This is a genomic window from Erythrobacter sp. 'gip.4 top 5' (assembly GCF_056495765.1).
Genome location: NZ_CP200270.1, coordinates 1,263,645 through 1,289,289, shown reverse-complemented (window position 1 = coordinate 1,289,289; position 25,645 = coordinate 1,263,645). Strand labels below are relative to the sequence as shown.

Sequence of the window (25,645 nt, the reverse complement as noted above, 5' to 3'; positions counted from 1 at the left end):
TCGGCGTCACCGCGCAGATTGTGAACGTTAGCAGAAAAAATGCGCGCTATGGGAGAGAGCGACGATGGCAATGGCACCGGGTGTGGGCGCGGCAGCGCCCGTGGGCGACGAGCTGAACGACACGCCGCAGGTCGTTGCGCCAGGCCTCAACTATTTCGTCTTCGCGCTGTTCTTCATTTTTGGCGGCATCACCAGCCTCAACGATGTGATCCTGCCCAAGCTGCAAGAGCTGTTCACGCTCAGCTACACCGAAGCGATGCTGGTGCAGTTCTGCTTTTTCACGGCCTATCTGCTGATCGGCATTCCCGGCGCGGAACTCGTCAAGCGGATCGGATATATGCGCGGCGCGGTGGTGGGCCTGCTGACGATGATGGGCGGGTGCCTGTTGTTCATCCCCGCCAGCCAGACCGCTACGTATGGCCTGTTTCTGGGAGCCTTGTTCATCCTCGCCAGCGGGGTCGTGGTGGTGCAAGTTGTCACCAATCCGCTGATCAGCCTGCTTGGGCCGCAAAAGACGGTCCATAGCCGCCTCACCTTCGCGCAGGCGTTCAACAGCTTGGGCACCACGGTTTTTCCGCGGATCGGATCGGGCCTTATCCTTGGTGGGCTGGCCGGCGTGTCAGCCACCGAACTGAGCGGCGCTGCGCTTGACGCCTATCGTACGGCAGAAAGCGCGGCGATTGTTTCCACCTATATCGGCCTTGCCGTGGCGCTTGCGGTGATCGCTGCAGCCGTGTGGATTTATCGCAACAAGCTGCCCCATGATGCGGGCGCAGCGCGTGATGCGGCCCTCACGACGCCAGCCCGATATTTGATCGGCGTGGTCCCGATCATTCTGGGCGGCTGGCTGGTGATACAAGGGGTTGAACTTCCTGGGATTGCTTTGCTGATCACCGGTCCGGCCTTCTGGTTGTGGGGCAACCCGCTGCTGGCCCGCACGCGGTTCACTTTCGGGGCAGCCTGTATCTTCCTTTATGTCGGCGCCGAAGTTGCCATTGGCTCCCTGATTGTCAGCTATCTGATGCAGGACAGCGTCATGGGACTGACCGAGCGCAGCGCAGGCGATCTTATCTTCCTTTACTGGGGTGGCGCGCTGGTGGGGCGGATCATTGGGTCTGCGGTGCTGCGTTTTGCGAGCCCCGGCCTTGTCCTGGCAGGCGTAGCCGTTGGCGCGATCACGCTGGTCGTCTTCTCCACCAACGCCACCGGCACAATTGCGGGCTACAGCTTGCTGGCGGTAGGCCTGATGAATTCCATCATGTTCCCCACAATCTTCAGCCTCGCCTGCGAAAAATTGGGCGCCAAGGCGGCAGATGGGTCGGGCATCATCAACATTGCTATTTTCGGCGGTGCGGTGATCCCGCTTCTGACCGGCATTCTCGCCGATGCAAGCGGCAGTCTTGGCACAGCGATGCTCCTCCCCATTGCCTGTTATGCCGTCATCGCAGCCTTCGGACTGTATGCCCGGCGGCCCGCCTGATCGCTTCACGCTTGAATAAGTATGCGCCGGGGTGGCAGGCTAGGCGGTGCGCGATTAGGTAGAGCGCACGCCAAGAAGGGGCCGCCTTGCATGAGCTTCACTGCTGACCGCCTGCTGCTATTCGGAGCCACCGGCGATCTTGCCCAGCGGATGCTGCTGCCCAGCCTGTTTGCGCTGGATGCTGATGGGTTGCTGGCCGCCGATCTCAGGATCATCGGCACTGCCCGCAGCCAGAAGACCGACAGCGAGTACCGCAACTTCGCGCGCGCGGCGCTGGAGAAGTATCTTCCGGCTGACCGGCGCGGGCGCATGGCGGAGTTTCTGAACCGCCTCAGCTACCAGCCGCTCGATGCCACCACGCTGGAAGGTTATGATGATCTGGCCAAGAAGGTCGGCAAGCCCAAGCGCGGCCTGGCAATTTTCCTGTCGACTGCGCCCAGCCTGTTTGGCCCCACCATCAAAGGACTGCAATCAGCCGGACTGACGGGTGAGACAGTGCGGATGTGCCTTGAAAAGCCGCTCGGCACCGATCTGGCCTCCAGCTGCGAGATCAACGACGCGGTCGCGGGCGCCTTTCCCGAAAGCCGGATCTATCGGATCGACCACTATCTCGGCAAAGAGACGGTGCAGAACCTGTTGGCGCTGCGGTTTGCCAATCTGATGTTCGAACCGCTGTGGAATGCGGCGCATATCGATCATGTGCAGATCACGGTGGCCGAAACCGTCGGCCTCGAAGGGCGTGTCGCCTTTTACGATGATGCCGGCGCAATCCGCGACATGGTGCAAAACCACATGCTGCAATTGCTGGCCCTCGTCGCAATGGAGCCGCCGGGACATTTTGATGCGACCGCCGTGCGCGATGAAAAGGTCAAGGTGCTGCGCGCCTTGCGGGCTGTGGAACCGCAAGAAACGGTCACCGGACAATATCGCGCCGGTGCGATCGGCGGGCAGGCTGTGCCGGGCTATGACGAGGAATTGGGCAAGCCATCAGACACCGAAACCTTTGTCGCAATCAAGGCGCATGTCGATAATTGGCGCTGGAAGGGCGTGCCGTTCTACCTGCGCACCGGTAAGCGGATGCCCAAGCGCGTGACCGAAATCGTGATCCAGTTCCGCTGCGTGCCGCATTCGATCTTCGCCGGCCCCAGGAGCAAGGGGGGCGGTGCCACAATGCTGCCCAACCGGCTCGTCATCGGCATCCAGCCCGAGGAGAACATCACATTGTCACTGATGGCCAAGGTGCCCGGCCTGGACCGCGAAGGCATCCGCCTGCGTCAGGTTCCGCTCAACATCGCCATGCCCGATGCCTTCAGCGGCGCGGTGCGGCGGATTGCCTATGAACGCCTGCTGCTCGATCTGGTGGAGGGCGACCAAACGCTGTTCGTGCGCCGCGACGAGGTGGAGGCGCAGTGGGAATGGGTCGATGCGATCCGCGCGGGATGGAAGGCGCAAGAGCAGACGCCGAAAACCTATACCGCCGGCAGCTGGGGGCCAAGCGCGGCCATCGCGCTGACCGAGCGCGATGGAGTGACATGGCATGAATAAGCCCCTGAACGACGCCCTTCACCGAGTCACGCAGCGCGTCATCCAAAACTCGCGCGCCAGCCGCGCCGCCTATCTCGATCTGATCCGCCGTGAGGGCGACAATATGGGCGAACGCAGCGCGGTTTCCTGCTCCAACCTCGCCCATGCCTATGCGGGTATGGAGGAGGACAAGGCAGCGCTTGTATCGGCGCGCGGGGCAAATATCGGGATCGTCACCAGCTACAATGACATGCTGTCTGCCCACCAGCCCTATGGCCGCTATCCTGACCGGCTGAAGGTCTACGCGCGCGAAATCGGCGCCACTGCGCAGGTTGCCGGCGGCACGCCGGCGATGTGCGACGGGGTGACGCAAGGCGAAGTGGGCATGGAGCTGTCGCTGTTCAGCCGCGACGTGATTGCGCTCAGCACTGCTGTCGCGCTAAGTCACGCCATGTATGACGGCGCGCTGATGCTGGGCATTTGCGACAAGATCGTGCCGGGTCTGCTGATGGGTGCGCTGCGGTTTGGCCACCTGCCTGCGATCTTTGTGCCTTCAGGCCCGATGCCCACGGGCATTCCGAACAAGGAAAAGCAGCGCGTCCGCCAATTATATGCCGAAGGCAAGGCAGACCGCGCGGAACTGCTCGCTAGCGAAATGGCCAGCTACCATTCGCCCGGCACCTGCACATTTTTCGGCACGGCCAATTCCAACCAGATGATGATGGAGATGATGGGGCTGCACATCCCCGGCAGCGCCTTCATTCAGCCCGGCACGCAGCTGCGGCAAGCCTTGGACCGCGAGGCGGTGCACCGCGTCGCGGCGCTGGGGCGCAAGGGTGATGAATACCGCCCGCTGGGGCTGTGTGTTGACGAAAAGGCGATCATCAACGCCGCCGTCGGCCTGCTCGCCACGGGCGGATCGACCAATCATGCGATCCATCTGCCCGCCATGGCGCGCGCGGCAGGGGTGATCTTCGATTGGGACGATCTATCGGAATTGTCAGGGGCCGTGCCCTTGATTGCACAGGTTTACCCCAACGGCTCGGGTGATGTGAATCAGTTCCATTCCGCAGGCGGCATGGGCTATGTGATCGGGGAACTGCTGGGCGCAGGGCTCGCTCACGGTGACATCCTGACCGTGGGTCGCGGGGATTTCAGCGATTATGCGCGCGAACCCGGCCTTGATGGCGAGAAACTGGTCTGGCGCGAGGTTGGCGCTGCCGGGGATGACACCATGCTGCGGCCAGTTGCCAATCCCTTTCGCCCCGATGGCGGGATGCGGCTGCTCCAGGGCAATCTGGGGCGGGCCTGCTTCAAGACCTCCGCCATTGAGGAAAGCCGCTGGACCATCGAAGCGCCGTGCCGCGTGTTCGAGGATCAGGCCAGCGTCAACGCAGCCTTTGCGGCAGGTGAACTGGACCGCGATGTGGTGGTGGTGGTGCGCTTCCAGGGGCCACGTGCCAATGGGATGCCCGAACTTCACAAGCTGACCCCGGCCTTGGGCGTGTTGCAGGATCGCGGATTCAAAGTCGCGCTGGTCACCGATGGGCGGATGTCGGGCGCCAGCGGCAAGGTGCCCGCGGCGATCCATTGCACCCCCGAAGCTCTTGGCGGCACAGAGGGCGGCGGCGGCCCGCTGGCGCGGCTGCGCGATGGCGATATCGTCCGGGTCTGCGGGGTTACCGGCGCGCTGTCGACCACGGCGGACCTTGCGGCGCGTCAACCCGCCGCCGATCCACGCCCCGAAAGCGGCACGGGCCGCGAATTGTTCGGCATGATGCGCCGCTTTGCCGATGGGGCCGAACAAGGCGCCAGCGCAATGTTAACCACCGGAGGAATCTGACCGATGAATATCGATGCCATCATGCGCACCGCGCCGGTGATTCCGGTGATTGTGATCGACGATGTTGCCCACGCCGTGCCGCTTGCCGAAGCGCTGGTGGCTGGCGGCTTGCGCGTGCTGGAGGTCACCTTGCGCACGCCTGCCGCACTGGACGCCATTACAGCGATGAAGCAGGTCGATGGCGCGATTGTTGGCGCAGGGACTGTCACCAATCCGCGCCAGTTGGACGCGGCCTTGGCAGCGGGAAGCGAATTCATTGTCTCTCCCGGTCTCACCGAGACGCTGGGCAAGGCCGCGATTGCCAATGGTGTCCCCTTCCTGCCCGGAATCGCCAATGCAGGCGATATCATGCGGGGGCTGGATCTGGGGTTGGACCGGTTCAAGTTCTTTCCCGCCATGGCGGCAGGTGGGCTTCCTGCGCTCAAAGCGCTGGCCGGGCCATTTGGTCAGTGCCGGTTCTGCCCGACAGGCGGGATCACGATTGACACCGCCGCCGAATGGCTCGCCTTCGATCCGGTCCTGTGCGTCGGGGGAAGCTGGGTCTCGCCAAAGGGCGCGCCGGATAAGGCAATGATTGAAGCGCTGGCACGCGAAGCCTGCCAGTTGGGCTAATGCACTTTGGGCCATCGCCGATAAGGCTTGCGTTCAGTGGGCCAGCGCCTCCCGTGCTAGCATCATGGCCCCCACGATCCCGGCATCGCTGCCGAGCCGTGGCCGGATCACCGCGTGGCGGGCGCCGCCGGGCAGATAGCCGGCATTCAGCGCCATTGCGCGCTTGGCAACGCTTTCGACCAACCCCGGCGTATTCGCGACGCCGCCGCCGATGACCACTTCGCCGACGGCAACGCTGGCAAACAGCATATGACATGCCTGCGCGACATAATCGGCAATGATCGTATGAGCGGGATGGTCTGCCGCGAGTTCGGACAGTGACACGCCCCAGCGTGCGATGATCGCCGGGCCACTGGCGAGCCCTTCTAAGCAATCGCCATGATGCGGGCAGACCCCGGCGAAGCCTGTGTCTTGCGGATGGCGGCGCGGGTAGATGTGGCCGAGTTCAGGGTGCGCGATGCCATGCACCGGCCTGCCATCGAGCACCAACCCGCCACCTATGCCGGTGCCGATGGTCAGATAGGCCAGGCTGCCACCCGCCCTGCCCGCCGCCGCATACTCCGCCAATGCCGCCGCGTTCACATCGGTATCAAAGCCGACCGGGACACCCAGCGTCTGTGCGAAATACCCCGCCATATCGCAGGCCGCCCAACCCGGTTTCGGGGTGTTGGTGATGAAGCCCCAGCGCGCCGACTGCCGGTCGAGATCCACCGGCCCGAAACTGCCGATGCCAAGCGCCCTGACCGCGCCCGTGCCCGCGCCTCTGCCCGCGAACCAGTCCGCCGCCTCGGCCAGCGTGGTTGCGGGATCGCGGGTGGGGATGGTGTGGCGCGCGGCAATACGATCAGGCGAAGGGCCGACCGCCAGCACGAACTTGGTGCCGCCTGCCTCAATCCCGCCCAGCATCAGCCGACCCGCTCTGCAATGCGAACCTTCGATTGCGCGCCGTCAAGCTCCAGCTGCAACAGCGGCGCAGGCACGCCGCCAAAGCGCCCATCGGGCAAAACATCGACGAAACTGCACACCGTCAGCGTAGCATCGACGAACCAGCTATAGGTCTGCTGCGGCCGATCGATCGGGTTGGCGAGCACCAGTCCGGTTCCGTTCAACGGCCGCCAAGGGCCAGCCATGCTATCGGCCACCATCCCGTAAAGCCCCCCCGGCGCATGGCGCAGATCGGGCGCGAAGGTTGCGGTCTGCGTTGACCAGAAGGCGTAGTAATGTTTCGCGTGAAACACCAGGTGAGCCCGCTCTAACTCGTTGTTGACGCCCTCTGCGTGGAGGCAAGGCGGGGTCAAGACCCACCCTGAAGCGGTCAAGCGCGCCATCCCGAACGCTCCGTTAAAGGCGCTGTCCGATCCCGCCAGCGACGCAGTGAAGGCGATATATTGCGTGCCATCGGCCGGATCGCGGAACCAGGCCGGATCGCGAAACGCCTTGATCGTGCCAGGCGCGCCCTCGTGCGCGTCGGCGGGCATGTAATGCGGGGCATAACCGTGCACCAAGGGGGTAGGAAACGACCATTGCGTAGGCCAGCCCTTGTCATCCAAGGGTGCGCGCGCCGACCATAATTCCTGCTGGTAGCCGCCCGCGCGCGTCGCGGTTCCGGCGGCTGTGAAGAACAGCGTCACGGCGCCATCATCAAGCAAGGCCGACCCAGCCCATTCGCGTTCGTAAGGGACAGGCATATCCGGAAGCACTGGTCCCAGATCATTCCAGTCACCGCCGCGCCGCTCGATCCAGTGGATCTTCGCCTCGAAGTGACGCAGCGCCGGATCGCCGCGATCAGGCGCGGTCAGCGCCATCCACATCCACCGGCCTGCCAATTGCGCAGGCTGCCCGGTCGCATCTTGCAACGGCCACATGTCCCAATACAGCCGCGCCGGATCGAGGCCCGAGCGATCAGGCGCTTGCACCCCCGGTATCGCGCCCGCGTCCGCCGGCGAGATGCCGTTGACGTGTTCGGCTTTCCAGGCGCTCGTCATGGCAGCGTTTCCATTCATTCTGTAATCAAAAAACGGGCCGGCCGCACCCCAAGTTCGGGGGAAGAAAGGGCGACAGCCGGCCCGTGTGCTTCAGACCGGTTCTTAAACGTCAAACCGGACCGAAGCCAGTATCGTGCGTCCGGCGATCGAGCGTGCGCGCACGATGCCGTTGAGGGGGATTGAACCTTCCTCGGCCTCGGTAAAGCCGGTGACGTTGAACAGATTCTGTGCGTTCAGCCCCACCTCAATCCGATCAATCGGGCGGAAGGCGAGGAAGGCGTTGACCTGCGCGAAGGCGGGCAGCACCAGATCATTATTGTCCTGCGTGAAGCTTTCCGTGGTCCCCACCACGTTCGCGCCCAGCGTGAACATGTCGGCATCATATTGCGCTGTGGCCTGATAGACGAAATCGGCCTGACGGCGCGGGGTGTTGCCGATGGTGCCGGCGGCCAATGCGTCGACGATTTCGGCGTCGGTCCAGGTGACGCCTGCCGAAAGGCTGAACGGGCCGGTGCGATAGGCGCCTTCCAATTCAAGGCCATAGGCTTCAAACTCGGTGTCGAACAATACCACAGGGGCAATATCGACATTGGTCTCCGCGGTCTTGGCAAAGAACCCGGTGGCAAAAAGCGACAGGCCATTGGCCTGATACTTGAGGCCCGCTTCGAACTGGTCGACCGTGGCCACCACGCCCTGGTCGCCGCCCGGCAGACCGCCGTCAACGGCACTGACTGCTGGCGAGAACAGCGAACGATCCGCCGTGTGACGACCGCCCTGGCTGTAGCGTGCGAACACGCCCAGATCATCGCTCAGCAGGTAATTCGCACCGACGGAGAAGCTGAAGTAATCGAACTCGTAATTCACGGGGCGCGCATTGCCCAGCGGCAGGATGCTGGTCTGCGCCTCGGCCGGGCTGATGGCGCCATTACGGTCAAAATCAAAGCTGCCGACGCCGACGCCAAAGCCGGTATCCGAACCCGTGATCGTGCCGCTGGCATCGCCGTAATCATACCGGATCGAAGCGTCGATCGTCAGACGATCAAGCTCCACCGACAGCGAGGCGAAGGGGGCATAGGTGCTGTAATCGACGTCGTAATTCCGGCGACAGCAATTGCCAAAGAAGCTGGCGCCAAAGCCCACGGTGCCGTTTTGCGTGACCAGATCGCCCGCAGCGTTGCGGATATCAACCAGCACCGCCTGGCCATCGCCCTGAATGGTCTGGACCTGGCTGGTCCATACCCAATCGGTGTTGATCGACTGGCGCGACAGGTAGAAGCCGGTGGTGAAATTGGCCGAACCGCTGCCAAAATCGAATTGCTTGTTCACACGGAAATCATTGGTGACATTGTCGAGGCTGTTCAGCCGGACATTGAACACCACCACATTGGCCAGCAATCCATTGCCGCCGATATTGGCCGCGTTGGCGGCCTGCCCTGAATTGGGCCCGGTGGCGAAACTGATCGTCGATCCGGCGCCGCCGATGCCATTGGCAACATTCTGCGCGGTGTCCGCGCCTGCCGGAAAAGGCGACTGGAAGCTGCCCGAATTGTCGGCAAAGCGGAACCGGTTGGTCAGTGTCCACCCGCTGCCGACATCGATCTCGCTTTCAATTCCGAAGGCGAGGCTCTTGACCGACAGCCCATCGCGGAAATCGTAGCTGGCCGGATTGTTATTGCCGTCAAGCGACTGGGCCGGGGTCAGGAATGGGCTATAAAGCGAATCCGTCCGGGGATCGAACCCGGCAATCGCGTTGTAATCGGGGTTGGCGTTGGAGCCGCCGACAAACACCGGCTGCGGCAGAATAGTGGGCGTGCGATCATCCAGATACTTGGCATGGAAGCGCACATAGCCGCCGTCGAATTCCTTGGTGAGGTTGGCCTTGATCTGGCCGCCATCATAGCCGTTGTAGCCGATATCGCGCGGGCCTTCGCCGGTGCGGTAAAAGCCACCGACGTGGAAATACAGGTCTTCCGCCAGCGGCGCACCGTAATCGAAATCGAGCCGGTAGCTTTCGAAATCGAGGCCGACAGAGCCCTGGATCGCGCCGCCTTCCTGCTCACCCGTCTTGGAGATAAAGTTGATGACCGCGCCCGGCGCGTTGGAGGCAAAGGTTGAAGCCGAACCGCCACGCACCGCTTCGACGCGAGCGACGCTGCGGTCAGCGCGCAGGAAATTGTCGGCATTGCCAAACACGATGTCGCCAAATTCCAGGATCGGAAGACCATCTTCCTGAAGCTGGATGTAGCGCGCCCCGCCGGTCGAAACCGGGATACCGCGCACCGCGATATTGGCATTGCCTTCGCCGCCCGATGCTTCGGAACGGATGCCGGGGATCTGGCGGATCAGATCCGCCGCGGATGGCGCGGCCAGATTGGTGATCGCTTCGGCGCCGATGGTGCTGACCGACACCGAGCTTTCGATCCGGTTCTGTCCGCGAGCAACGGCGGTTACGATGATTTCGTTGGTGTCCGCCTCGGCCGAGGCAACGGCGTTATCCTGCGCAAGGGCGGGAACGGTGGTCAGGCAGCACAGGGCCGCACTTGCGCAAAGCGCGTGACGCAATTTCATGGTCTCTCTCCTCTCAAGTGCGCGCTTCTCTGGCGGCAACCACCATACGCCTAACTTTCCTGCAAACGATTGCAACAGAATATTTGCAATCGTTTGCAAGCTACGCAGAATCGTGTCACCCATTCGCAACAGCGTGGCATAGACTGCGCAAGGGACAGGATCGAGGAGAGGTGCACATGACAAGCAAGCCACGGCTTTCGTTGTTAAGAATCATCGAGATGAACATCGGCTTCTTCGGTCTGCAATTCTCGTTCGGGCTGCAGCAGGCCAATATGGGGCCGATCTACGGCTTCCTCGGTGCCGACGAGGCAACCATGCCGCTGCTGTGGCTGGCCGGGCCGATGACCGGTCTGCTGATCCAGCCAATTGTCGGCGCGATGAGTGACCGAACCAACACCCGCATGGGCCGCCGCACGCCCTATTTCCTGATCGGCGCAGTGATCTGCACGCTTTCGCTGTTTGCCATGCCCTATTCGAGTACTCTGTGGATGGCGGCCAGCCTGCTGTGGATTCTCGATGCGGGCAACAACATCACGATGGAGCCCTACCGCGCCTATGTGGCGGACCGGCTCGCGCCCGATCAACGATCAACCGGGTTCCTGACGCAAAGCGCCTTTACCGGCCTTGCCCAGACGCTGTCCTATCTTGCGCCCTCGCTGCTGACCGCGTTTGTGGCGCGCGACGTGCTCGATGCGAACGGTATCCCGGTGATCGTGCGGATCGCCTTTGTCATCGGCGCGGTGCTTTCGATCTCGACCATCGTGTGGTCAGTGTGGCGCGTGCCCGAACTGCCGCTTGATGCGGCCGAACAAGCCGAGCTCGAAGCCAAGCCTCTGACTGTGCGCAGCACCTTGGCCGACATTCGCGATGCGATCCGCGAAATGCCGCGCCCCATGCGCCAGTTGGCGGGCGCGATGCTGTGCCAGTGGTATGCGATGTTCGCGTACTGGCAATACATCACCTTTGCTGTGGGCCGCAGCATCTATGACACCAGCGATCCGGCCAGCGCGCTGTTCCGCGAAGCGACGCTGACCACCCAGCAGGCGGGCGCGCTGTACAATTTCATGGCTTTTGTTGGCGCATTGGTGCTGATCCCGGTGGTCAAGCGGTTTGGTGCGCGCCACGTTCATGCTGTATGCCTCGCCGCTTCGGGCGCGGCGATGCTGATGATCCCGGGCGCGAGCACGCCCGCGGCGCTGTTTGTGCTGATGCTGGGCATCGGGATTGGCTGGGCCGGGATGATGGGCAATACTTATGTCATGCTCGCTGATTGCATCCCTCCGGCGCGCAACGGCATCTACATGGGCATCTTCAACCTGTTCATCGTGATCCCGATGCTTATCCAGACCTTGACCATGCCGCTGATATATCGCCCGTTGTTGGGCGACGATCCGCGTCATGTGCTAATTCTGGGCGGTATCTTGATGCTGGCGGGCGCGCTGGCTACGCTGCTGGTGGATGCCGGGCATCGTGCCCCACGCGAACAGACATTGGCCACGCAGTAAGGCCGCATATCAGGGATGACCATGCCAGATCGGGATACCAAGGGCGCGGTGCGCACCATCACCGATCTGGCACGGATCGCTGGCGTTTCGCCCGGCACGGTCAGCCGCGCTCTGGCGGGCAAGAGCCTCGTCAACACTAAAACCCGCGAGAAAATCGAAGCCATCGCCCGCGAACATGGCTTTCGCCCGAACCAGATGGCCAGTGGATTGCGGCGCCAGAAAACCGGCGTGATCGGCGTGGTCATCCCGCTGGGCCATGACTCCCGCCAGCAGATTTCCGACACTTTCTTCATGACTCTGCTCGGCCACCTTGCCGACGAGCTGACCCGCGAAGGTTATGACCTCATGCTGCGCCGGGTGGTGCCCGGCAGCGATGCCCACTGGCTTGACCGGTTCATCGGGTCGGGCATGATCGACGGGGTGATCGTGATCGGTCAGTCGGACCAGTTCGACAGGATCGAGGACGTCGCCGATGGCTATGGCCCGATGGTGGTGTGGGGCAACCACACTGAAGGCCAGCGTCATTGCGTGGTCGGCACGGACAACCGCCTGGGCGGTAGAATGGCGGCAGAGCGCCTGATCGCAGCCGGCGCCACCCGCATCGCGTTCCTCGGTGACACCACGGCGATCGAATTCGCTGCACGCTTTGCGGGCGCGCAGGACAGCGCTGCGCGGCTGCACCTGCCGCCGATCATCACCCTGCCCACCCACCTCTCGCCCGACCATGCGAGCGAGGAGATTGCCCGGCATCTTGCCGCCCATGCGGGCAACATCGACGGGATCTTTGCCGCCACCGATACGCTCGCTGCACTGTGCCTCACCGAACTGCGCAACCACGCAATTGCCGTTCCTGATGACATGAAACTGGTTGGCTTCGACGATCTGCCGATTGCACGTCAGACCGTTCCCCCGCTCACCACCGTGCGACAGGACATCGCCGCAGGCGCACGCGGACTGGTCGATCTGCTGCTGCGGCGGCTGGCAGGGGAGGAAACCGAAAGCCTGGTCATGCCCCCGCAATTGCTGGTGCGCGCCACGGCCTGAGATGTGCGCCCCGCCGCCGGTATGCAATCGTGCCTGCTTGCGATAAGAAGACGCGCATGGATATGGCTGACCTTCTGCACCGCTATTTCGGTACCCGCGACCTTGACGCAGTCGACGCTGCGGCCCTGCCTGACGGGATCGAGCGGATGCGGGTCGATTTCGGCATGACACAGGACCGGGGCGCTCGCTTTGCCCTCTGGACGCTGCTGATGGTGCTGGGTGATGCGCCCGATCTGGGCGTCGCTTTCCCCCATGAAGAGGACCGTGAAGCGGCGCGCAAACTGATGGACAGGCTCGCCGCCGCCGCGCCTGAATAGCTATGGCGCGCCCTTGCGCAATTTAAACGCAAGCCAAACACCCCAAAACTGTGTATGGGACAATATCGATGCTCTGCGCGAGGCGGCCTTTCGGCCTGATCCGTGCGTCCGACGTCCCCTTTGCCTCCCCGCCTGCCACACCTGGCGGCGCTCTTGCCTGAAAGCCTTCTTTCCATGTCATTTCCCCAAATAGCCGCCGGCCTCGCCGAGGCTTTGACCACGCGCGGCTATGAAACGCTGACCCCGGTGCAGTCCGCCGTGCTTGAACCCGAAGCCCACGGCCGCGATCTGGTCGTCTCGGCGCAGACGGGTTCCGGCAAGACAGTCGCCTTCGGTCTCGCCTTTGCCGATCAGGTGCTGGGTGAGGATGGCCGCGTGGTCCGTGCCACAGGGCCGTTGGCGCTGGTCATCGCCCCGACCCGCGAGTTGGCCCTACAGGTCGCCCGCGAACTCGACTGGCTGTACAAGTCGGCAGGCGCACGCATCGCCACCTGCGTCGGCGGCATGAACCCGCAGGTTGAACGCCGCGCACTGGCGGGCGGCGCGACCATCGTGGTCGGGACCCCGGGCCGCCTGCGCGATCACCTGGAACGCGGCGCGCTCGACCTGTCGGCGCTGGCCGCGGTTGTGCTCGATGAAGCGGACGAAATGCTCGACATGGGCTTTCGCGAAGAGCTTGAGGAAATCCTCGACGCGACGCCGGAAAGCCGCCGCGTGCTGATGTTCTCGGCCACCATGCCGCGCCCGATCGAAGCGCTCGCCCGCCGCTATCAGCGCGATGCGCTGCGCATCCAAACCGGCGGCAGCGAACGCGGACATGGCGACATTGCCTATCAGGCCGTCACCGTATCGCCTCCGGAAATCGAGAATGCGGTCATCAATCTGCTGCGTTTCCACGAAGCGGAAACCGCAATTCTGTTCTGCGCCACGCGTGACAATGTGCGCCACCTTCATGCCACCTTGCAGGAACGCGGCTTCGGGGTCGTGGCGCTTTCAGGCGAACATTCGCAACAGGAACGCAACCAGGCATTGCAAGCCCTGCGCGATCGCCGCGCACGGGTGTGCGTGGCCACCGATGTGGCTGCGCGCGGGATCGATTTGCCCAGCTTGAGCCTTGTGGTTCACGTGGAAATCCCGCGTGATGCCGAAACCCTCCAGCACCGTTCGGGCCGCACCGGGCGCGCAGGGAAAAAGGGCATTGCCGTCATCATCGTACCTTACCCGCGCCGCAAGCGGGTGGAATCGATGCTGCGCGCTGCCAAGATCAACGCTGAATGGATCAACGCACCCAGCCGCGAAGATATCGTTGCGCAGGACCGTGTGCGACTGTTCGACAAGCTGATGCAGCCGGTTGAAGTGACCGAGGGTGACCGCGAACTGGCTGACAAGCTGCTCGAAACCCGCTCACCCCAGGAAATCGCCGCGATGCTGGTGCAGGCGCATCGCGCCTCGATGCCCGAGCCGGAAGAGCTGCTCGCCCAGTCGGTCGATGCTCAGCGGCTTGCGCAGAAGGACCGTCACCGCGAAGGGTTTGAGGATACAGTGTGGTTCCGGATGGATATTGGCCGCCGCCAGAACGCCGATCCGCGCTGGATCATGCCGCTGATCTGTCGCCGCGGGCATATTACCCGCAATGAAATTGGTGCGATCCGCATTGCCCAGGGCGAAACCTATTTCCAGATCCCCCGGGCCATTGCGGGCAAGTTTGCCGAAGCGGTCGCGGCCACTGCCGGGAGCGAAGAAAACGGCGGCTACATTGCGATCGAACAGTCGAACGAACCGCCGCGCATGGCGGCTCGCGAAAACGCTAAGCGCGGGAAGTCCAACGGCGCAGGCCCGCAGCGCACATTCAAGCCCAAGCCCAGCGGTCCGGGTGCTGGCGGTGGTGGCGGGTTCGCCAAGCCTAAGAGTTTCGCCAAGGCTGGCGGCCAATCTCAGGGCAAGTTCAAGGGCAAGCCCAAACCCCGCGACTAGTCCGCTTGCGGCGGCGGCTTCAGCAATGCTGAGCCCTGCGATCTTGACCAATGCGATTGCACGTAATGGCGCCCACCTGCGAGAGCACCATCAGCCGGGCAAGCGGGTTTTCGTTAGCTTCCACGGCTCCGTGTTCGCACCCGATTCGCCGGCGGTTACAACGGATATGCAAAGGCCCCGCTCTCGGATGACCAAGAGCGGGGCCTCGTGCATGGGAGATCGGATGTCTCAGCTCAGCGCGACGTGGCGCTTCATGTGGTGATCGGCATTGCCGAATTCGCTTTCGAAGATTGTCAGGCGCTTGAAGTAGTGGCCGATGGCATATTCATCGGTCACGCCGTTGCCGCCGTGGATCTGCACGGCTTCCTGCCCGATCAGACGGGCCGATTGCCCGATGCCGACCTTCGCTGCCGACACAGCGCGCTTGCGCTCCACCTCGTCCGAGCCGAGCCGCAGCGTCGCCAGATAGGTCAGTGACACAGCGGTTTCGTAGGCGGTGTACATATCGACCATGCGGTGCTGGAGCACCTGGAAGCTACCAATCGGCACGCCGAACTGCTTGCGCTGACGCGAATATTCAACCGTCATGGCGTGCGCGACCTTCATCGCCCCGCAGGCCTCGGCGCACAGCGCTGCGATGGCTTCGTCGGTGACCAGTTCGATCAGCGCCAGCCCTTCGCCTTCCGCGCCAATCAGCGCGTCAGCCGGGACAGCAACGTTTTCGAAATAGACTTCCGAAGCGCGGCGGCCATCGACCGTCACATAATCGCGGGTGGTGATGCCCGCCGCGTCCTTGGCCACCACGAACACTGACACGCCGCTGCGATCCCGCCGCTCACCGCCTGTGCGGGCGGTGACGATCAGGTGGCTGGCCCAAGGCGCGCCGATCACGACCGCCTTGTGGCCGTTGATCACATAACCGCTGCCGTCCTTCTTGGCCGTGGTTTCGAGATCGGCGTAGTCAAAGCGGCCCCGCGGTTCGGCATAGGCGAAGGCGAAGACAGCACTGCCCGCGACGATTCCGCCGATATGCTCTTCCTTCTGCGCTGCGCTGCCGCCGTGCTTCAGGAAGCCGCCCGCACACACTACGGTCGGAACAAACGGCTCGACCACAAGGCCTTTGCCGAATTCTTCCATGATGACCATCGCATCAATCGCGCCGCCGCCAAAGCCGCCATCGGCCTCGGAAAACGGCATGCCGAGAATGCCGAGCTCCGCCAGCTGTGCCCAGACTTCGGGCCGCCAGCCTTCGGCCGTGGCGATGGCCTTGCGCCGCGTTTCCCAGTCGTATTGTTCGCGAACCAGCCGTGACAGGCCGTCGCGGACCATGTCCTGCTCTTCGGTGAAATTGAAATCCACGTCTTCTCTCCCGTCCGCTGCCTTTACAGGCCGAGGATCATCTTGGTGATGATGTTGCGCTGAATCTCATTAGACCCCCCATAGATCGACGTCTTGCGCATATTGAAATAGGTTGCCGCCGCGTGCTGCGCGTGCGCCGGACCGACGGCATATTCGTTGCTGCCGGTGTCATTGGCAATGCTGCCATAATAGGGCGCGCTGTAGGTGCCGACCGCCTCCAGCGTCAATTCAGTCAGACGTTGCTGGATTTCAGTGCCCTTGATCTTGAGGATCGAGCTTTCCGGCCCCGGACCCTTGCCCGCCTGCTCGCCTGCCAGCGTACGCAGTTCGGTGATTTCCAGCGCGGCAAGATCGATTTCGAGCTGGCTGACCTTCTTGGCGAAATCGAAGTCTTTAATCAGCGGTGCGCCGTCCAGCGTCTCGTTTGCGGCGATTTCGCGCAGCTTTTCAACGCCGCGCTTGGACCGGGCAACGCCTGCGATACCGCTGCGTTCATAGGCCAGCAGGAACTTGGCATAGGTCCAACCCTTGTTTTCGACACCGACAAGGTTTTCAACCGGCACGCGCACGTCCGTGAGCCAGGTCTCGTTGACCTCGTACCCGCCATCAAGCAGCTTGATCGGCTTCACTTCGACACCGGGCGTTTTCATGTCAATCAGGATGAAGCTGATGCCTTCCTGCGCCTTCACGGTGGAATCGGTGCGGCACAAAAAGAAGCCCCAATCGGCGTGCTGGGCCAGCGTGGTCCAGGTCTTCTGGCCGTTGATCACATAATGGTCGCCATCGCGCACGGCGGTGGTCTTGAGGCTGGCAAGGTCGGAGCCTGCGCCGGGTTCCGAGTAACCCTGACACCACCACACTTCGCCGCTGCGGATGCCGGGCAGGTGACGGGCTTTTTGCTCTTCGTTGCCGAAGGTGTAGATCACCGGGCCGACCATCGATACGCCGAAGGGCAACGGCATGAAGGTGTTGGCGCGGGCGTTTTCTTCCGACCAGATATAGCGCTGCGTCGGGGTCCAGCCAGTGCCGCCATATTCGACCGGCCATGCAGGAACAGACCAGCCCTTCGTGCCCAGAACCTTGTGCCAGGCGACCATTTCTTCGCGAGTCATGTCCTCGCGCATCCCGAAATCACCCAGTTCGGTGGGGTGGTTTTCAGCAATGAAGGTGCGCACTTCGTTCCGGAAGGCCTGTTCTTCGGGGGTGAATTCGAGGTTCATGAGCTCATCTCTCCGCTTGTGGATTTCTGCCTTGAGTTACGTCTTGTCACGGCGAGCGGACGCGGAAAAGAGGCAATTGCCCCCTCGTGGCCAAGCCGTTGCGCGAACCCGCCGTGCAGTAAGGGAAGGTTTCACGTGAAACATCGGCAAGGCCCGGTCAAGAAAGGGTCTAGCGGGGGTATAGCGCAGCCTGGCGGGGTCAGGAATCGATTCTGCCCCGCTCTGGACACCTCACAATTCAAGCCGGCCGTGCAGGATATGCGGCAGCACATGGCGGGCGAACAGATCGGCTTCTTGCGCATGGGGGTAGCCGGACTGGATGAAGGCCTCGATGCCTTCGGCCTGATAGGCGCGCAGCTTGGCCAGCACCTGATCCCGCGCGCCGATCGGCGCAGGCGCATCGTGCCAGCCGGGGGCATAATCTGCCCGCACCAAAGGTGTCGCCATACGTCTTTTGGCAGATAAACCTTGCGCATTTCCGCCCCCGCTTCGAGCACCGGTGCCACCATCATGTCCGCACCATAGAGGAACTGATCTTGTATGGTGAAGGGTTCGCGGTCTTCGGGATGGTGCAGGAACAGCGTCCGCTGCGCCGGAAGGCCGGTGACCTGCGCGGCGTGAACGCGGCGCCAGCGGACGAACCCTTCGATAAGTTCCGCATTGCTGTCGATCTGGAGGTTGTCATCCGGCCGATTGGCTTCATGCGTGCGCATCACCGGGCTGAAGGCGCCCAGCTCGTACCAGCGGAGCATCAGTTCGGACGTGCGCGCATTGCCGAACAGGCTGGTATAGCCGCCGATATCGGAATGGCTGAAGGCGTTGCCGACCAGGCCCGATGACAGCGCGGCGGTCCTGACGGTGCCGATGCCATCATGGCGGCTGAAATCGACCGACTGGTCGCCTGGCCACAGCGGCGGAGAGTGCGCCTTGCACGCCTGTATGGCCTGCGCGCATGAACCGAAGCACATCGCCCGTGCGCCCACGATACGCAACAGCCCGCGCGTCTACTTCGGCCCAGCGCACCGGCCATCGCCGTTATCGTGATCTGCGATGCGTCCGGTGCAAGTGTCAGCGCCACTTTTGTGCTGGCATCTGCGCTAGCGCCGCCAATGCCGCTGCATGGGTCAAGGATTTCAACCCCACCCCGCTGATGGACGCGCCCAACCCGCAGAACGGCACGCACCCGTAGCTGCCGCCGGATTTCGGCTACACCATAGGCGCGAACGACACCAAGGATCTAAGCGATGCGGCGACCCTTCTCACGACCGCCAAGCCTTGTGCCGGTCCGTATTTTGCTGATGAGGCGCCGATGATGGCCAGTCTCTTTCGATCCTGTCGTCTCGTTTGCGCTAATCGCTGTTTACGGTGCTGTGCATCGCAGGCGTGTTTAACGCCATGGACCGGCCCAACACCGCGATCCCCAGGCCCGACATGACGGCCGACGTCGGGTGGAGCGACAGCGACTTTAACGATCTGGCCGCAGTGACGCAATTCTCGGCCGTCTTGGCGTTCCAGTTCACCGGCTGGCTGGTGGACCGCTTGGGAGTAAACCGCTCGATGCAGGCAGGCTCAGGAACGATTGCGATTCCCTTCGCGATCCCGGCGCAAGCACTGAGCGTGGGTTGCCTTGGCATGGTTCCAATGGCTGCTGCCGGATATTCGCGGTCCGAAAGACGTAGGTTTGCTGCAGGGTTGAGCGCCCCTTTGTGATTGCAGTGGCGAATTGCAGGGCTTCAGGCCATGACCTCACAAGACACAAGCGCGGCAACAGGACGTTTGCAGCGCGCATAATGGGCAAGGCTGCACCGGCATGAAGCGAGGGACCACCCCCGATTTCGAATCTTTCGCTGGTGATCTGTTTGGCGAGATCATGCTGGCCGACACCGCTGCGGAGGCCAAGCCGCGCACCCGCAAGCCGCTATCGCGTTACGTGCCCGGCCTTGCAATCTGCGCCATCGCGGGTGCCGCTGCTGCGTGGCTGAGCCAGAATTACGGGGTGCCGATCGTTCTGGCCGGGCTTTTGCTGGGCCTTGCACTCAACTTTGCGGCCACCGATCCGCGCACGCATGATGGGCTCGACTGGGTGTCGCGCCATGGCCTGCGCGCCGGGATCGTACTGCTTGGCTTTCAGGTTACCGCCATGCAGGTCATGGCGATGGGGGCCGTGCCGTTCATCGGCCTCGCGCTTGTCATGGCGGCGGCACTGATCGCCGCCCACGTCGCAGCGCGGCTGACGGGGCAAAGCACGGCGATCGGTCTGCTGGGTGGCGGAGCCACAGCGATCTGCGGCGCTTCGGCTGCGCTGGCGCTGTATGGTGTGATCGGGCGTGAGCGGATCGATCAGGCGCTGTTTACGCTGACACTGGTGATACTTGCTACGGCCAGCGCCATCGCGCTCGTCACCTATCCGATGCTGGCGAAGATGCTTGCCTTCTCCGATGCGCAGGCCGGATTTGTGACGGGCGCGTCGATCCATGATGTCGCGCAGGCGATTGGCGCCGGATTTGCCGTGTCGGACGCCGCGGGCGCGCAGGCGACCGTGGTGAAGCTCACCCGCGTCGCGCTGCTGGCCCCGCTGGTGACACTTGCCGCGCTGTGGATCGCCAAGGCCGAGCCGCTGCCCGAAGGGAGCGGAAGGGCGCGCGTCCCTCTGCTGCCGGGCTTCATTCTGGCGTTTCTGGCGTTGGTGGCCGCGAATTCGGTGGTCAGCCTTCCCACCGAAGTCGCCGGCCATGCGCTGACGGTGTCAAAGGCCTTGCTGCTGCTGGCCGTGACCGCCACAGCCATGCGCACGCGCACCGATCTGTTGCTGGGGCTCGGCTGGCGGTCGTTGATGCCGGTGCTGGCGGCAACCATTGCTTCGCTGGCAATGGCGCTTAGCTTTGCATGGTGGATGATCTGATGCCCGAACCTGCGACAGCCCTGTTTGACCTTGCGGTCATCGGCGGCGGCGTGAACGGCGCAGGCATTGCGCGTGATGCCGCCGGGCGCGGCGCCAAGGTGCTGCTGCTGGAACGCGGCGATCTGGCAGAGGGCACTTCATCCAACTCCACCAAGCTGATCCACGGTGGCCTGCGCTATCTGGAGCATTACGAATTTTCGCTTGTGCGCGAGGCGCTGACCGAGCGGGAGGTTCTGTGGGGGATCGCACCGCACATCATCTGGCCGCTGCGTTTCATCCTCCCCCATCGCCCCGGCCTGCGTCCGCGCTGGCTGCTACGGCTGGGCCTGTTCCTGTATGACCACATCGGCGGGCGCAAATATCTGCCGTCGGCCAAAAGCGTGGACCTGACGCGCCATCCGGCGGGTGCGCCGCTGAAGCCTGATTACACCCGCGCCTTTGCCTATTCGGATGGCTGGGTCGATGATGCGCGGTTGGTGGTTCTCAACGCCCGCGATGCTGCCGACCACGGCGCCGAAGTGCGCACCCGTTGCGAGGTCACGGCGCTCGCCCGCGAAGACAATCACTGGCGCATCACAGCCGGGGGCGAGACCTTTTGCGCCCGCGCCGTGGTCAACGCCGCTGGCCCGCGCGTGCTCGATCTGCTGCTTCGTGCGGGCGAGCCTTCCGCACAGCGTATGCGGCTGGTGCGCGGATCGCACATCGTGGTGCGCAAATTGTTCGACCACGATTATGCCTATTTCTTTCAGCTGCCCGACGGGCGCATTTTCTTCGCGATCCCTTATGAGGGCGACTTCACGCTGGTCGGTACCACAGATGTCGATCATGACGGCAGCCTTGAAGATGTGCGCGCCAGCACAGCAGAAATCGCCTATCTGTGCGCCGGCGCGTCCGGATATTTCCGCAAAGCCGTCACCCCAGCCGACGTAGTATGGACCTATTCCGGGGTGCGCCCGCTGATCGACGATGGGTCGGGCAAGCCCGAAGCGGCCACGCGTGGCTACAGCTTCGAACTGGACGTCGGCTCAGGCGGCACCGCGCCGATGTTGTCGGTGTTTGGTGGAAAGATCACCAGTTACCGCGAGCTCGCCGCCGAGGCGATCAGCCAGCTTGCCCCCTTGCTCCCGGTGCTGGAAGGCGCAGACTGGACCGGCACGGCGCCCCTTCCCGGCGGCGATTTCGGCCGCTTTGATGCGCCCACCCTCGCCCGCGATCTGGCGGCGCGCTATCCTTTTCTGGATGCGGCCGAGGCCACCCGCCTGATCCGCCTTTATGGCACCACGGCGGCGACCTTCCTTGGCACAGCCGCGTCATCTGCCGACCTTGGCGAAGCCTTCGGCCACGGGCTGACAGCGGCCGAGGTCAACCATCTTATTGACCACGAATGGGCGCGCACCGCCGCGGATGTCTTGTGGCGGCGCACCAAGCTTGGCCTGCACTTTACGGAGGCGCAAACAGCGCGCCTTGGCGACTATATGGCCGCCTATCTCATTGAAAGGATTATCCCCGCATGACCCGAATCGTAGCCCTTGGCGGCACGGTCAATCCCGGCTCCTCTACCGAGAAGGCGCTGCGCCTTGCCGCTGCCACGGCCGCAGAGGGCGGAGCTGAAGTCACGGTGTTCGGCGGCGAATATCTCACCGCCCTGCCCCATTACCTCGGCCCGCTGCACGATCCTTCGCAAGGGGCGGAGATGGTCGCCGCGGTGCGCGCGGCAGATGGCTTGTTGATCGCGGCCCCCGGCTATCACGGTACGATCTCTGGCGTGGTCAAGAACGCGCTCGATTACCTCGAAGACCTGTCGCGCGATGAGCGTCCCTATCTCGATGGCCGCGCTGTCGGGTTGATCGCGACAGCGTTCGGCGATCAGGCGTCGATGAGCACGCTGCTGACGATGCGCGCGATCACCCATGCCTTGCGCGGTTGGCCGACCCCGATGGGCGCGACAATCCGCACCTATCGCGGGTTGTTTTCGCCCGATGGCGAATGCCTGGATGAACGCACGCGAGGACAGTTGGAACTGGTCGGCAGGCAGGTGGTGCTGGGGGCCAAGAGCTTTGCGGCGGGACGGGACCTCTGAGCGGTGCCGATCTGGACGCCGCGCTCAAGGCGGTTGCCGCGGGGCGGATCATCGTGATTACCGGCGACCAACTGCGCGGCGGAAACATCGACCTGATGATTGCCGATGGTTCGACGTCGGCGGACATCCACTCCCCCGGCCATATCTTTTCCGCTGATCGCGCAAAGCGGGGAGGTGCTTGACCGCGCGGCCGCCTGCGAGGCAGCGATTGATCTGGCAATCGTGGCAGGCGCGGATCGACGATCTCGGCGCCCTGATCGCCCGGCGTGAAGCGGGCAAGGCCTGAGCCCATCGAGAGGCGCATCTGTTCCACGTGAAACATCGGCCTAAACCGGGCAAGGCAGGGACTGGAGCGGGCAAGAGGGGGGCTACCGCCAAGCTTATTGTGGCCCCAAGCCTCTGTCGCATGCCCAAGACGCTTCGTGGCATCCGGGTCCGACTGCTAACATATGTGGGTTTTGCGCGGTTGACGAAGCCATATTGTATAGATTGCCTCATAAGCAGGAGACTCACATGGCTGATAAAATAAAAATCAAGAAATCCCGCGATCTCATTGCGTCCAACGAGGTTGAAGGCACCGCTGTCTATAACATGACGGGTGAGCGGCTTGGCACTGTGGACAATTTTATGGTCGATAAGCGTTCCGGCCAGGCGCAATACGCTGTGATGCAGTTTGGCGGTTTTTTCGGTATGGGCTGCAATTACTATAAGATCCCATGGGAAATGCTTAACTACAACAATGATCACGGCGGCTACGTAGTCGATCTCGATAAGAAGCGGCTGAAAGATGCGCCGCGCTATGCCGACAATGACGCGTGGGATGACAGCGACGAGGATGGCCGGCAGGTTTATTCATTACGGCCTCGCCTAGTGATGCGATAAGGATGGCCCCGCCTCACCAGCGGGCTGAAACTCGTGCGACGACAATGGCCTCGCTCTATCGGCGGGACCGTTACGTTTCGGGGTCGATCGCTTTGGCGACATCCTCTTTCTGGCGTTGCGGCAGCGCGATCATGGCGAGGATGAAGAGCGCAAAACACAGGCAGATCGCATTGGGGATCACCAGCGTCCATTCGCCCTTCAGAAAACCGAAGGTGGTCCACGCCGCAAAGGCGAGCGTGGTGAGCGCAAACATCGCCAGCGAAAGCCCTTTCGTGGAGCGTTCATGAATGATCTTCCAGGCTTGCGGCGTGAAACTGGCAACCGACGCGCAGGCGCCGACCGTCCCGATGATAGTCACCCAGTCGATCATTCCTGTGCATCCTTCGCATCCAGCGTCACACGGTTGCGGTTGAGCGAGCCGGGCAGCCGTTCTGCCAGAGCGCGCACCACCGCCTCGCGCACATCGCAGCGCAGATCGAACAATTCCGATCCGTTGCGCCCGCTCATCAAAACCCGCAATTCCAGCGATTGTTCACGCATGTCGGTGACCTGCAGCGCCGCGACCCGCCCGTCCCACAGGCGGTGACCCTGCACCGCGTTCACCGCAATTTCGCGCAAGGCCTCGATATCGGCGGCATGATCAACATGGATGAACACCGTGCCCAGCAGATCGCTGGTCTGGCGGGTCCAGTTCTCGATCGGCTCTTCGACGAGCTTGGACACCGGGATCACCAGACGGCGCTGGTCCCAGATACGCAGCACCACATAGGTCAGACCGATCTGCTCAATCCGCCCCCATTCGCCGCGATAGACGATCACGTCGTCAATCCGGACAGGCTCGGTGAAAGCCAGCTGGAAGCCGCCCACAATGTTTTTGAGCAGGGGCTGCGCTGCAACGCCCACGGCAAGGCCCGCAAGACCCGCCGAAGCGACCAGCGCCACGCCGATTTCGCGCACCGCCGGGATGCTGAGCAGCATCAGCCCCGCACTGATGACGATGACGATGACCACCGCGATGCGTGCCAGAATATCGGCCCGCGTGCGACGACGGCGCGCATCGAGATTGTCCTCGACATCAATATCCGCCGTTGTGTCGACATACCGCTTGGCAAACCGGATCATCGCAATGGCTAACATTCCCCACAGCAGAGGCATCACCACGCGCGTCGCGCTGACGATCCAGCCGGCGAGCTCTGGACTGGGCAAGGCAATCTGATCGAGGCCGTTCAGCGCCAGCGCAACCATGATCCAGCGCAGCGGCTTGGCCAGATGGTCGAGCAGCAATTCGTCGCTCTGTGCGTGCGTGCGCTGGGCTATGCGGCTGGCGACTAGCATGAACAGCCGATGGGCAACCAACGCCGCCACCACCAGCGCCAGCGCCGCGCCGAGCGTCCAGACCATGGCGATCAAGCTGGCTTCATCTGGCAGGATGGCGCCGATCCGCTCGCTCAACGCCATGTCCGCCGCACAGCCGGTCAAGTCCGGTTGAAATGCAGGTAGTTGGGATTGAACATCGACACGCGTTTCAACCGATCAAGGTCAATGATCCGCAATTGCCGGTCGCCAAGTTCAATCAATTCTTCGCGCCGCATTTCCTGCAACGTGCGGTTGATGTGCACCAGGCTGACGCCATTGGCATCGGCCAGGTGGGTCTGCGTCAGCGGAAAATCAAAGCTTAAACCGGTCGTCAGGCCGACCGCTTGCAAACGATAGAAAAGTTCGACGAACAGATGCGCCAGCCGCTCCACCGGGGAGCGTTGCCCGATCGATAGCAGCCATTCGCGCTGGATCGCCGAGGCTACCATTTCATGATACAATGCGGCACGAAGCAGATTGGGACGCTGGTCCAGAACGTCCTGCATGTGTTGCGGAGCGAGCTCATAATACCGGACATGGGTGAGCGCGCCGATTGAATGGTCAAGCTGGCTCAGGATGTACACATTCTGATCGCAAAAATCGCCCGGCAGGAAAAACCCGACAATCTGCCGCCGGCCATCGGGCAGATCCTTGTAACGGCAGGCCCAGCCTGAAACCAGCAGACGCACCACCGAAGGATTTTCACCCTCGCGTGCAATATCGCCGCGCGCTTCGCACGACAGCATGGGCCCGGACTCCAGCATCATCAACGCTTCACGATCCCCTTGCCCCAGCGGCATGAAGCTGTTGAGCAAACGGAACAGCGGCTCGGTTCCTGCAGCGGTCAATGATGCCATAAATCTCGGCTCCCTCATGAGGACGGCATGATCAAAGCCGCCTCAAGCGGAAACGCATACTACGCAATGCCGAACGGGTTAAATCTCACAGAACGCAAATGTGCGGCTGATCGCCTTGCAAACCCGTTCAGACGAGC

General features: G+C 62.9%; 22 protein-coding genes and 2 pseudogenes. 14 read left to right on the top strand and 10 right to left on the bottom strand.

The window, feature by feature from the left end; genetic code table 11:
• Nucleotides 1-64: 64 nt before the first annotated feature.
• The 4 genes from ACRANW_RS06105 to eda all read left to right on the top strand — a co-directional run bounded on the left by ACRANW_RS06105 (nucleotide 65) and on the right by eda (nucleotide 5,459).
• Nucleotides 65-1,480: a sugar MFS transporter gene (locus ACRANW_RS06105; protein WP_479433640.1), complete on the top strand. Its 1,416-nt coding sequence runs from the start codon at nucleotides 65-67 to the stop codon at nucleotides 1,478-1,480.
• 90 nt (nucleotides 1,481-1,570) lie between these two features.
• Nucleotides 1,571-3,025, top strand: coding sequence for a glucose-6-phosphate dehydrogenase (gene zwf / locus ACRANW_RS06100; RefSeq protein WP_479433639.1), 1,455 nt, complete (start codon nucleotides 1,571-1,573; stop codon nucleotides 3,023-3,025).
• Nucleotides 3,018-4,847, top strand: a complete 1,830-nt coding sequence (gene edd / locus ACRANW_RS06095) for a phosphogluconate dehydratase (protein ID WP_479433638.1) — start codon at nucleotides 3,018-3,020, stop codon at nucleotides 4,845-4,847. The genes zwf and edd overlap by 8 nt, the downstream gene beginning before the upstream one ends.
• Before the next feature lie 3 nt (nucleotides 4,848-4,850).
• Nucleotides 4,851-5,459, top strand: coding sequence for a bifunctional 4-hydroxy-2-oxoglutarate aldolase/2-dehydro-3-deoxy-phosphogluconate aldolase (eda, locus tag ACRANW_RS06090; RefSeq protein WP_479433637.1), 609 nt, complete (start codon nucleotides 4,851-4,853; stop codon nucleotides 5,457-5,459).
• A 33-nt stretch (nucleotides 5,460-5,492) separates the two neighbouring features.
• On the opposite strand, the gene ACRANW_RS06085 is transcribed toward eda, so the two are convergent.
• The 3 genes from ACRANW_RS06085 to ACRANW_RS06075 all read right to left on the bottom strand — a co-directional run bounded on the left by ACRANW_RS06085 (nucleotide 5,493) and on the right by ACRANW_RS06075 (nucleotide 10,012).
• Nucleotides 5,493-6,365 carry an ROK family protein gene (locus ACRANW_RS06085; RefSeq protein ID WP_479433636.1) on the bottom strand — a complete coding sequence of 291 codons (873 nt, stop codon included), beginning with the start codon at nucleotides 6,363-6,365 and terminating at the stop codon, nucleotides 5,493-5,495.
• Nucleotides 6,365-7,444, bottom strand: coding sequence for a glycoside hydrolase family 68 protein (locus tag ACRANW_RS06080; protein WP_479433635.1), 1,080 nt, complete (start codon nucleotides 7,442-7,444; stop codon nucleotides 6,365-6,367). Before ACRANW_RS06080 ends, ACRANW_RS06085 begins: the two co-directional genes overlap by 1 nt.
• A gap of 102 nt (nucleotides 7,445-7,546) precedes the next feature.
• Nucleotides 7,547-10,012 (bottom strand): TonB-dependent receptor domain-containing protein, encoded by a 2,466-nt coding sequence (locus ACRANW_RS06075; RefSeq protein ID WP_479433634.1) that lies wholly within the window; start codon nucleotides 10,010-10,012, stop codon nucleotides 7,547-7,549.
• A 176-nt stretch (nucleotides 10,013-10,188) separates the two neighbouring features.
• On the opposite strand from ACRANW_RS06075, the gene ACRANW_RS06070 reads away from it, so the two are divergent.
• From ACRANW_RS06070 to ACRANW_RS06055, 4 genes are all read left to right on the top strand, one after another.
• Complete coding sequence (locus tag ACRANW_RS06070) at nucleotides 10,189-11,517, top strand: MFS transporter (protein WP_479433633.1); 1,329 nt, start codon at nucleotides 10,189-10,191, stop codon at nucleotides 11,515-11,517.
• 21 nt (nucleotides 11,518-11,538) lie between these two features.
• Nucleotides 11,539-12,561: a LacI family DNA-binding transcriptional regulator gene (locus ACRANW_RS06065; protein WP_479433632.1), complete on the top strand. Its 1,023-nt coding sequence runs from the start codon at nucleotides 11,539-11,541 to the stop codon at nucleotides 12,559-12,561.
• Between the two features lie 56 nt (nucleotides 12,562-12,617).
• Entirely contained in the window at nucleotides 12,618-12,878 is a 261-nt protein-coding gene (locus tag ACRANW_RS06060; RefSeq protein ID WP_479433631.1) for a hypothetical protein, read from the top strand.
• 174 nt (nucleotides 12,879-13,052) lie between these two features.
• On the top strand, nucleotides 13,053-14,852 hold the full coding sequence (locus ACRANW_RS06055) for a DEAD/DEAH box helicase (protein WP_479433630.1): 1,800 nt from the start codon (nucleotides 13,053-13,055) through the stop codon (nucleotides 14,850-14,852).
• A gap of 228 nt (nucleotides 14,853-15,080) precedes the next feature.
• Here the strand turns inward: ACRANW_RS06055 and ACRANW_RS06050 are convergent, their stop codons facing one another.
• The 4 genes and pseudogenes from ACRANW_RS06050 to ACRANW_RS06035 all read right to left on the bottom strand — a co-directional run.
• Entirely contained in the window at nucleotides 15,081-16,211 is a 1,131-nt protein-coding gene (locus tag ACRANW_RS06050) for an acyl-CoA dehydrogenase family protein (protein WP_479433629.1), read from the bottom strand.
• Between the two features lie 23 nt (nucleotides 16,212-16,234).
• A complete protein-coding gene (locus tag ACRANW_RS06045; RefSeq protein WP_479433628.1) occupies nucleotides 16,235-17,431 on the bottom strand; it encodes an acyl-CoA dehydrogenase family protein in 1,197 nt (398 codons plus the stop codon).
• A 231-nt stretch (nucleotides 17,432-17,662) separates the two neighbouring features.
• Nucleotides 17,663-17,824, bottom strand: a pseudogene (locus ACRANW_RS06040) (LLM class flavin-dependent oxidoreductase); the annotation flags it as partial.
• A pseudogene (locus ACRANW_RS06035) lies at nucleotides 17,813-18,463 on the bottom strand (TIM-barrel domain-containing protein); the annotation flags it as partial. The pseudogenes ACRANW_RS06035 and ACRANW_RS06040, both read right to left, overlap by 12 nt.
• A gap of 351 nt (nucleotides 18,464-18,814) precedes the next feature.
• On the opposite strand from ACRANW_RS06035, the gene ACRANW_RS06030 reads away from it, so the two are divergent.
• The 6 genes from ACRANW_RS06030 to ACRANW_RS06005 all read left to right on the top strand — a co-directional run bounded on the left by ACRANW_RS06030 (nucleotide 18,815) and on the right by ACRANW_RS06005 (nucleotide 23,295).
• On the top strand, nucleotides 18,815-19,141 hold the full coding sequence (locus tag ACRANW_RS06030) for a hypothetical protein (protein WP_479433627.1): 327 nt from the start codon (nucleotides 18,815-18,817) through the stop codon (nucleotides 19,139-19,141).
• Between the two features lie 100 nt (nucleotides 19,142-19,241).
• Nucleotides 19,242-20,333, top strand: a complete 1,092-nt coding sequence (locus ACRANW_RS06025; protein ID WP_479433626.1) for a YeiH family protein — start codon at nucleotides 19,242-19,244, stop codon at nucleotides 20,331-20,333.
• Nucleotides 20,333-21,847, top strand: coding sequence for a glycerol-3-phosphate dehydrogenase (locus ACRANW_RS06020; RefSeq protein WP_479433625.1), 1,515 nt, complete (start codon nucleotides 20,333-20,335; stop codon nucleotides 21,845-21,847). The genes ACRANW_RS06025 and ACRANW_RS06020 overlap by 1 nt, the downstream gene beginning before the upstream one ends.
• Nucleotides 21,844-22,413: an NADPH-dependent FMN reductase gene (locus ACRANW_RS06015; RefSeq protein WP_479433624.1), complete on the top strand. Its 570-nt coding sequence runs from the start codon at nucleotides 21,844-21,846 to the stop codon at nucleotides 22,411-22,413. The genes ACRANW_RS06020 and ACRANW_RS06015 overlap by 4 nt, the downstream gene beginning before the upstream one ends.
• A gap of 53 nt (nucleotides 22,414-22,466) precedes the next feature.
• Nucleotides 22,467-22,595, top strand: a complete 129-nt coding sequence (locus ACRANW_RS06010; protein ID WP_479433623.1) for a hypothetical protein — start codon at nucleotides 22,467-22,469, stop codon at nucleotides 22,593-22,595.
• A 331-nt stretch (nucleotides 22,596-22,926) separates the two neighbouring features.
• Nucleotides 22,927-23,295, top strand: coding sequence for a PRC-barrel domain-containing protein (locus ACRANW_RS06005; protein ID WP_479433622.1), 369 nt, complete (start codon nucleotides 22,927-22,929; stop codon nucleotides 23,293-23,295).
• Nucleotides 23,296-23,365: 70 nt separating this feature from the next.
• On the opposite strand, the gene ACRANW_RS06000 is transcribed toward ACRANW_RS06005, so the two are convergent.
• From ACRANW_RS06000 to ACRANW_RS05990, 3 genes are read right to left on the bottom strand one after another with little or no spacing between them, the layout of a single operon-like run.
• Nucleotides 23,366-23,665 (bottom strand): SemiSWEET family sugar transporter, encoded by a 300-nt coding sequence (locus tag ACRANW_RS06000; protein WP_479433621.1) that lies wholly within the window; start codon nucleotides 23,663-23,665, stop codon nucleotides 23,366-23,368.
• Nucleotides 23,662-24,753, bottom strand: coding sequence for a mechanosensitive ion channel family protein (locus ACRANW_RS05995; protein ID WP_479433620.1), 1,092 nt, complete (start codon nucleotides 24,751-24,753; stop codon nucleotides 23,662-23,664). The genes ACRANW_RS06000 and ACRANW_RS05995 overlap by 4 nt, the downstream gene beginning before the upstream one ends.
• 17 nt (nucleotides 24,754-24,770) lie before the next feature.
• Complete coding sequence (locus ACRANW_RS05990; RefSeq protein ID WP_479433619.1) at nucleotides 24,771-25,508, bottom strand: Crp/Fnr family transcriptional regulator; 738 nt, start codon at nucleotides 25,506-25,508, stop codon at nucleotides 24,771-24,773.
• Between the last annotated feature and the right edge of the window lie 137 nt (nucleotides 25,509-25,645).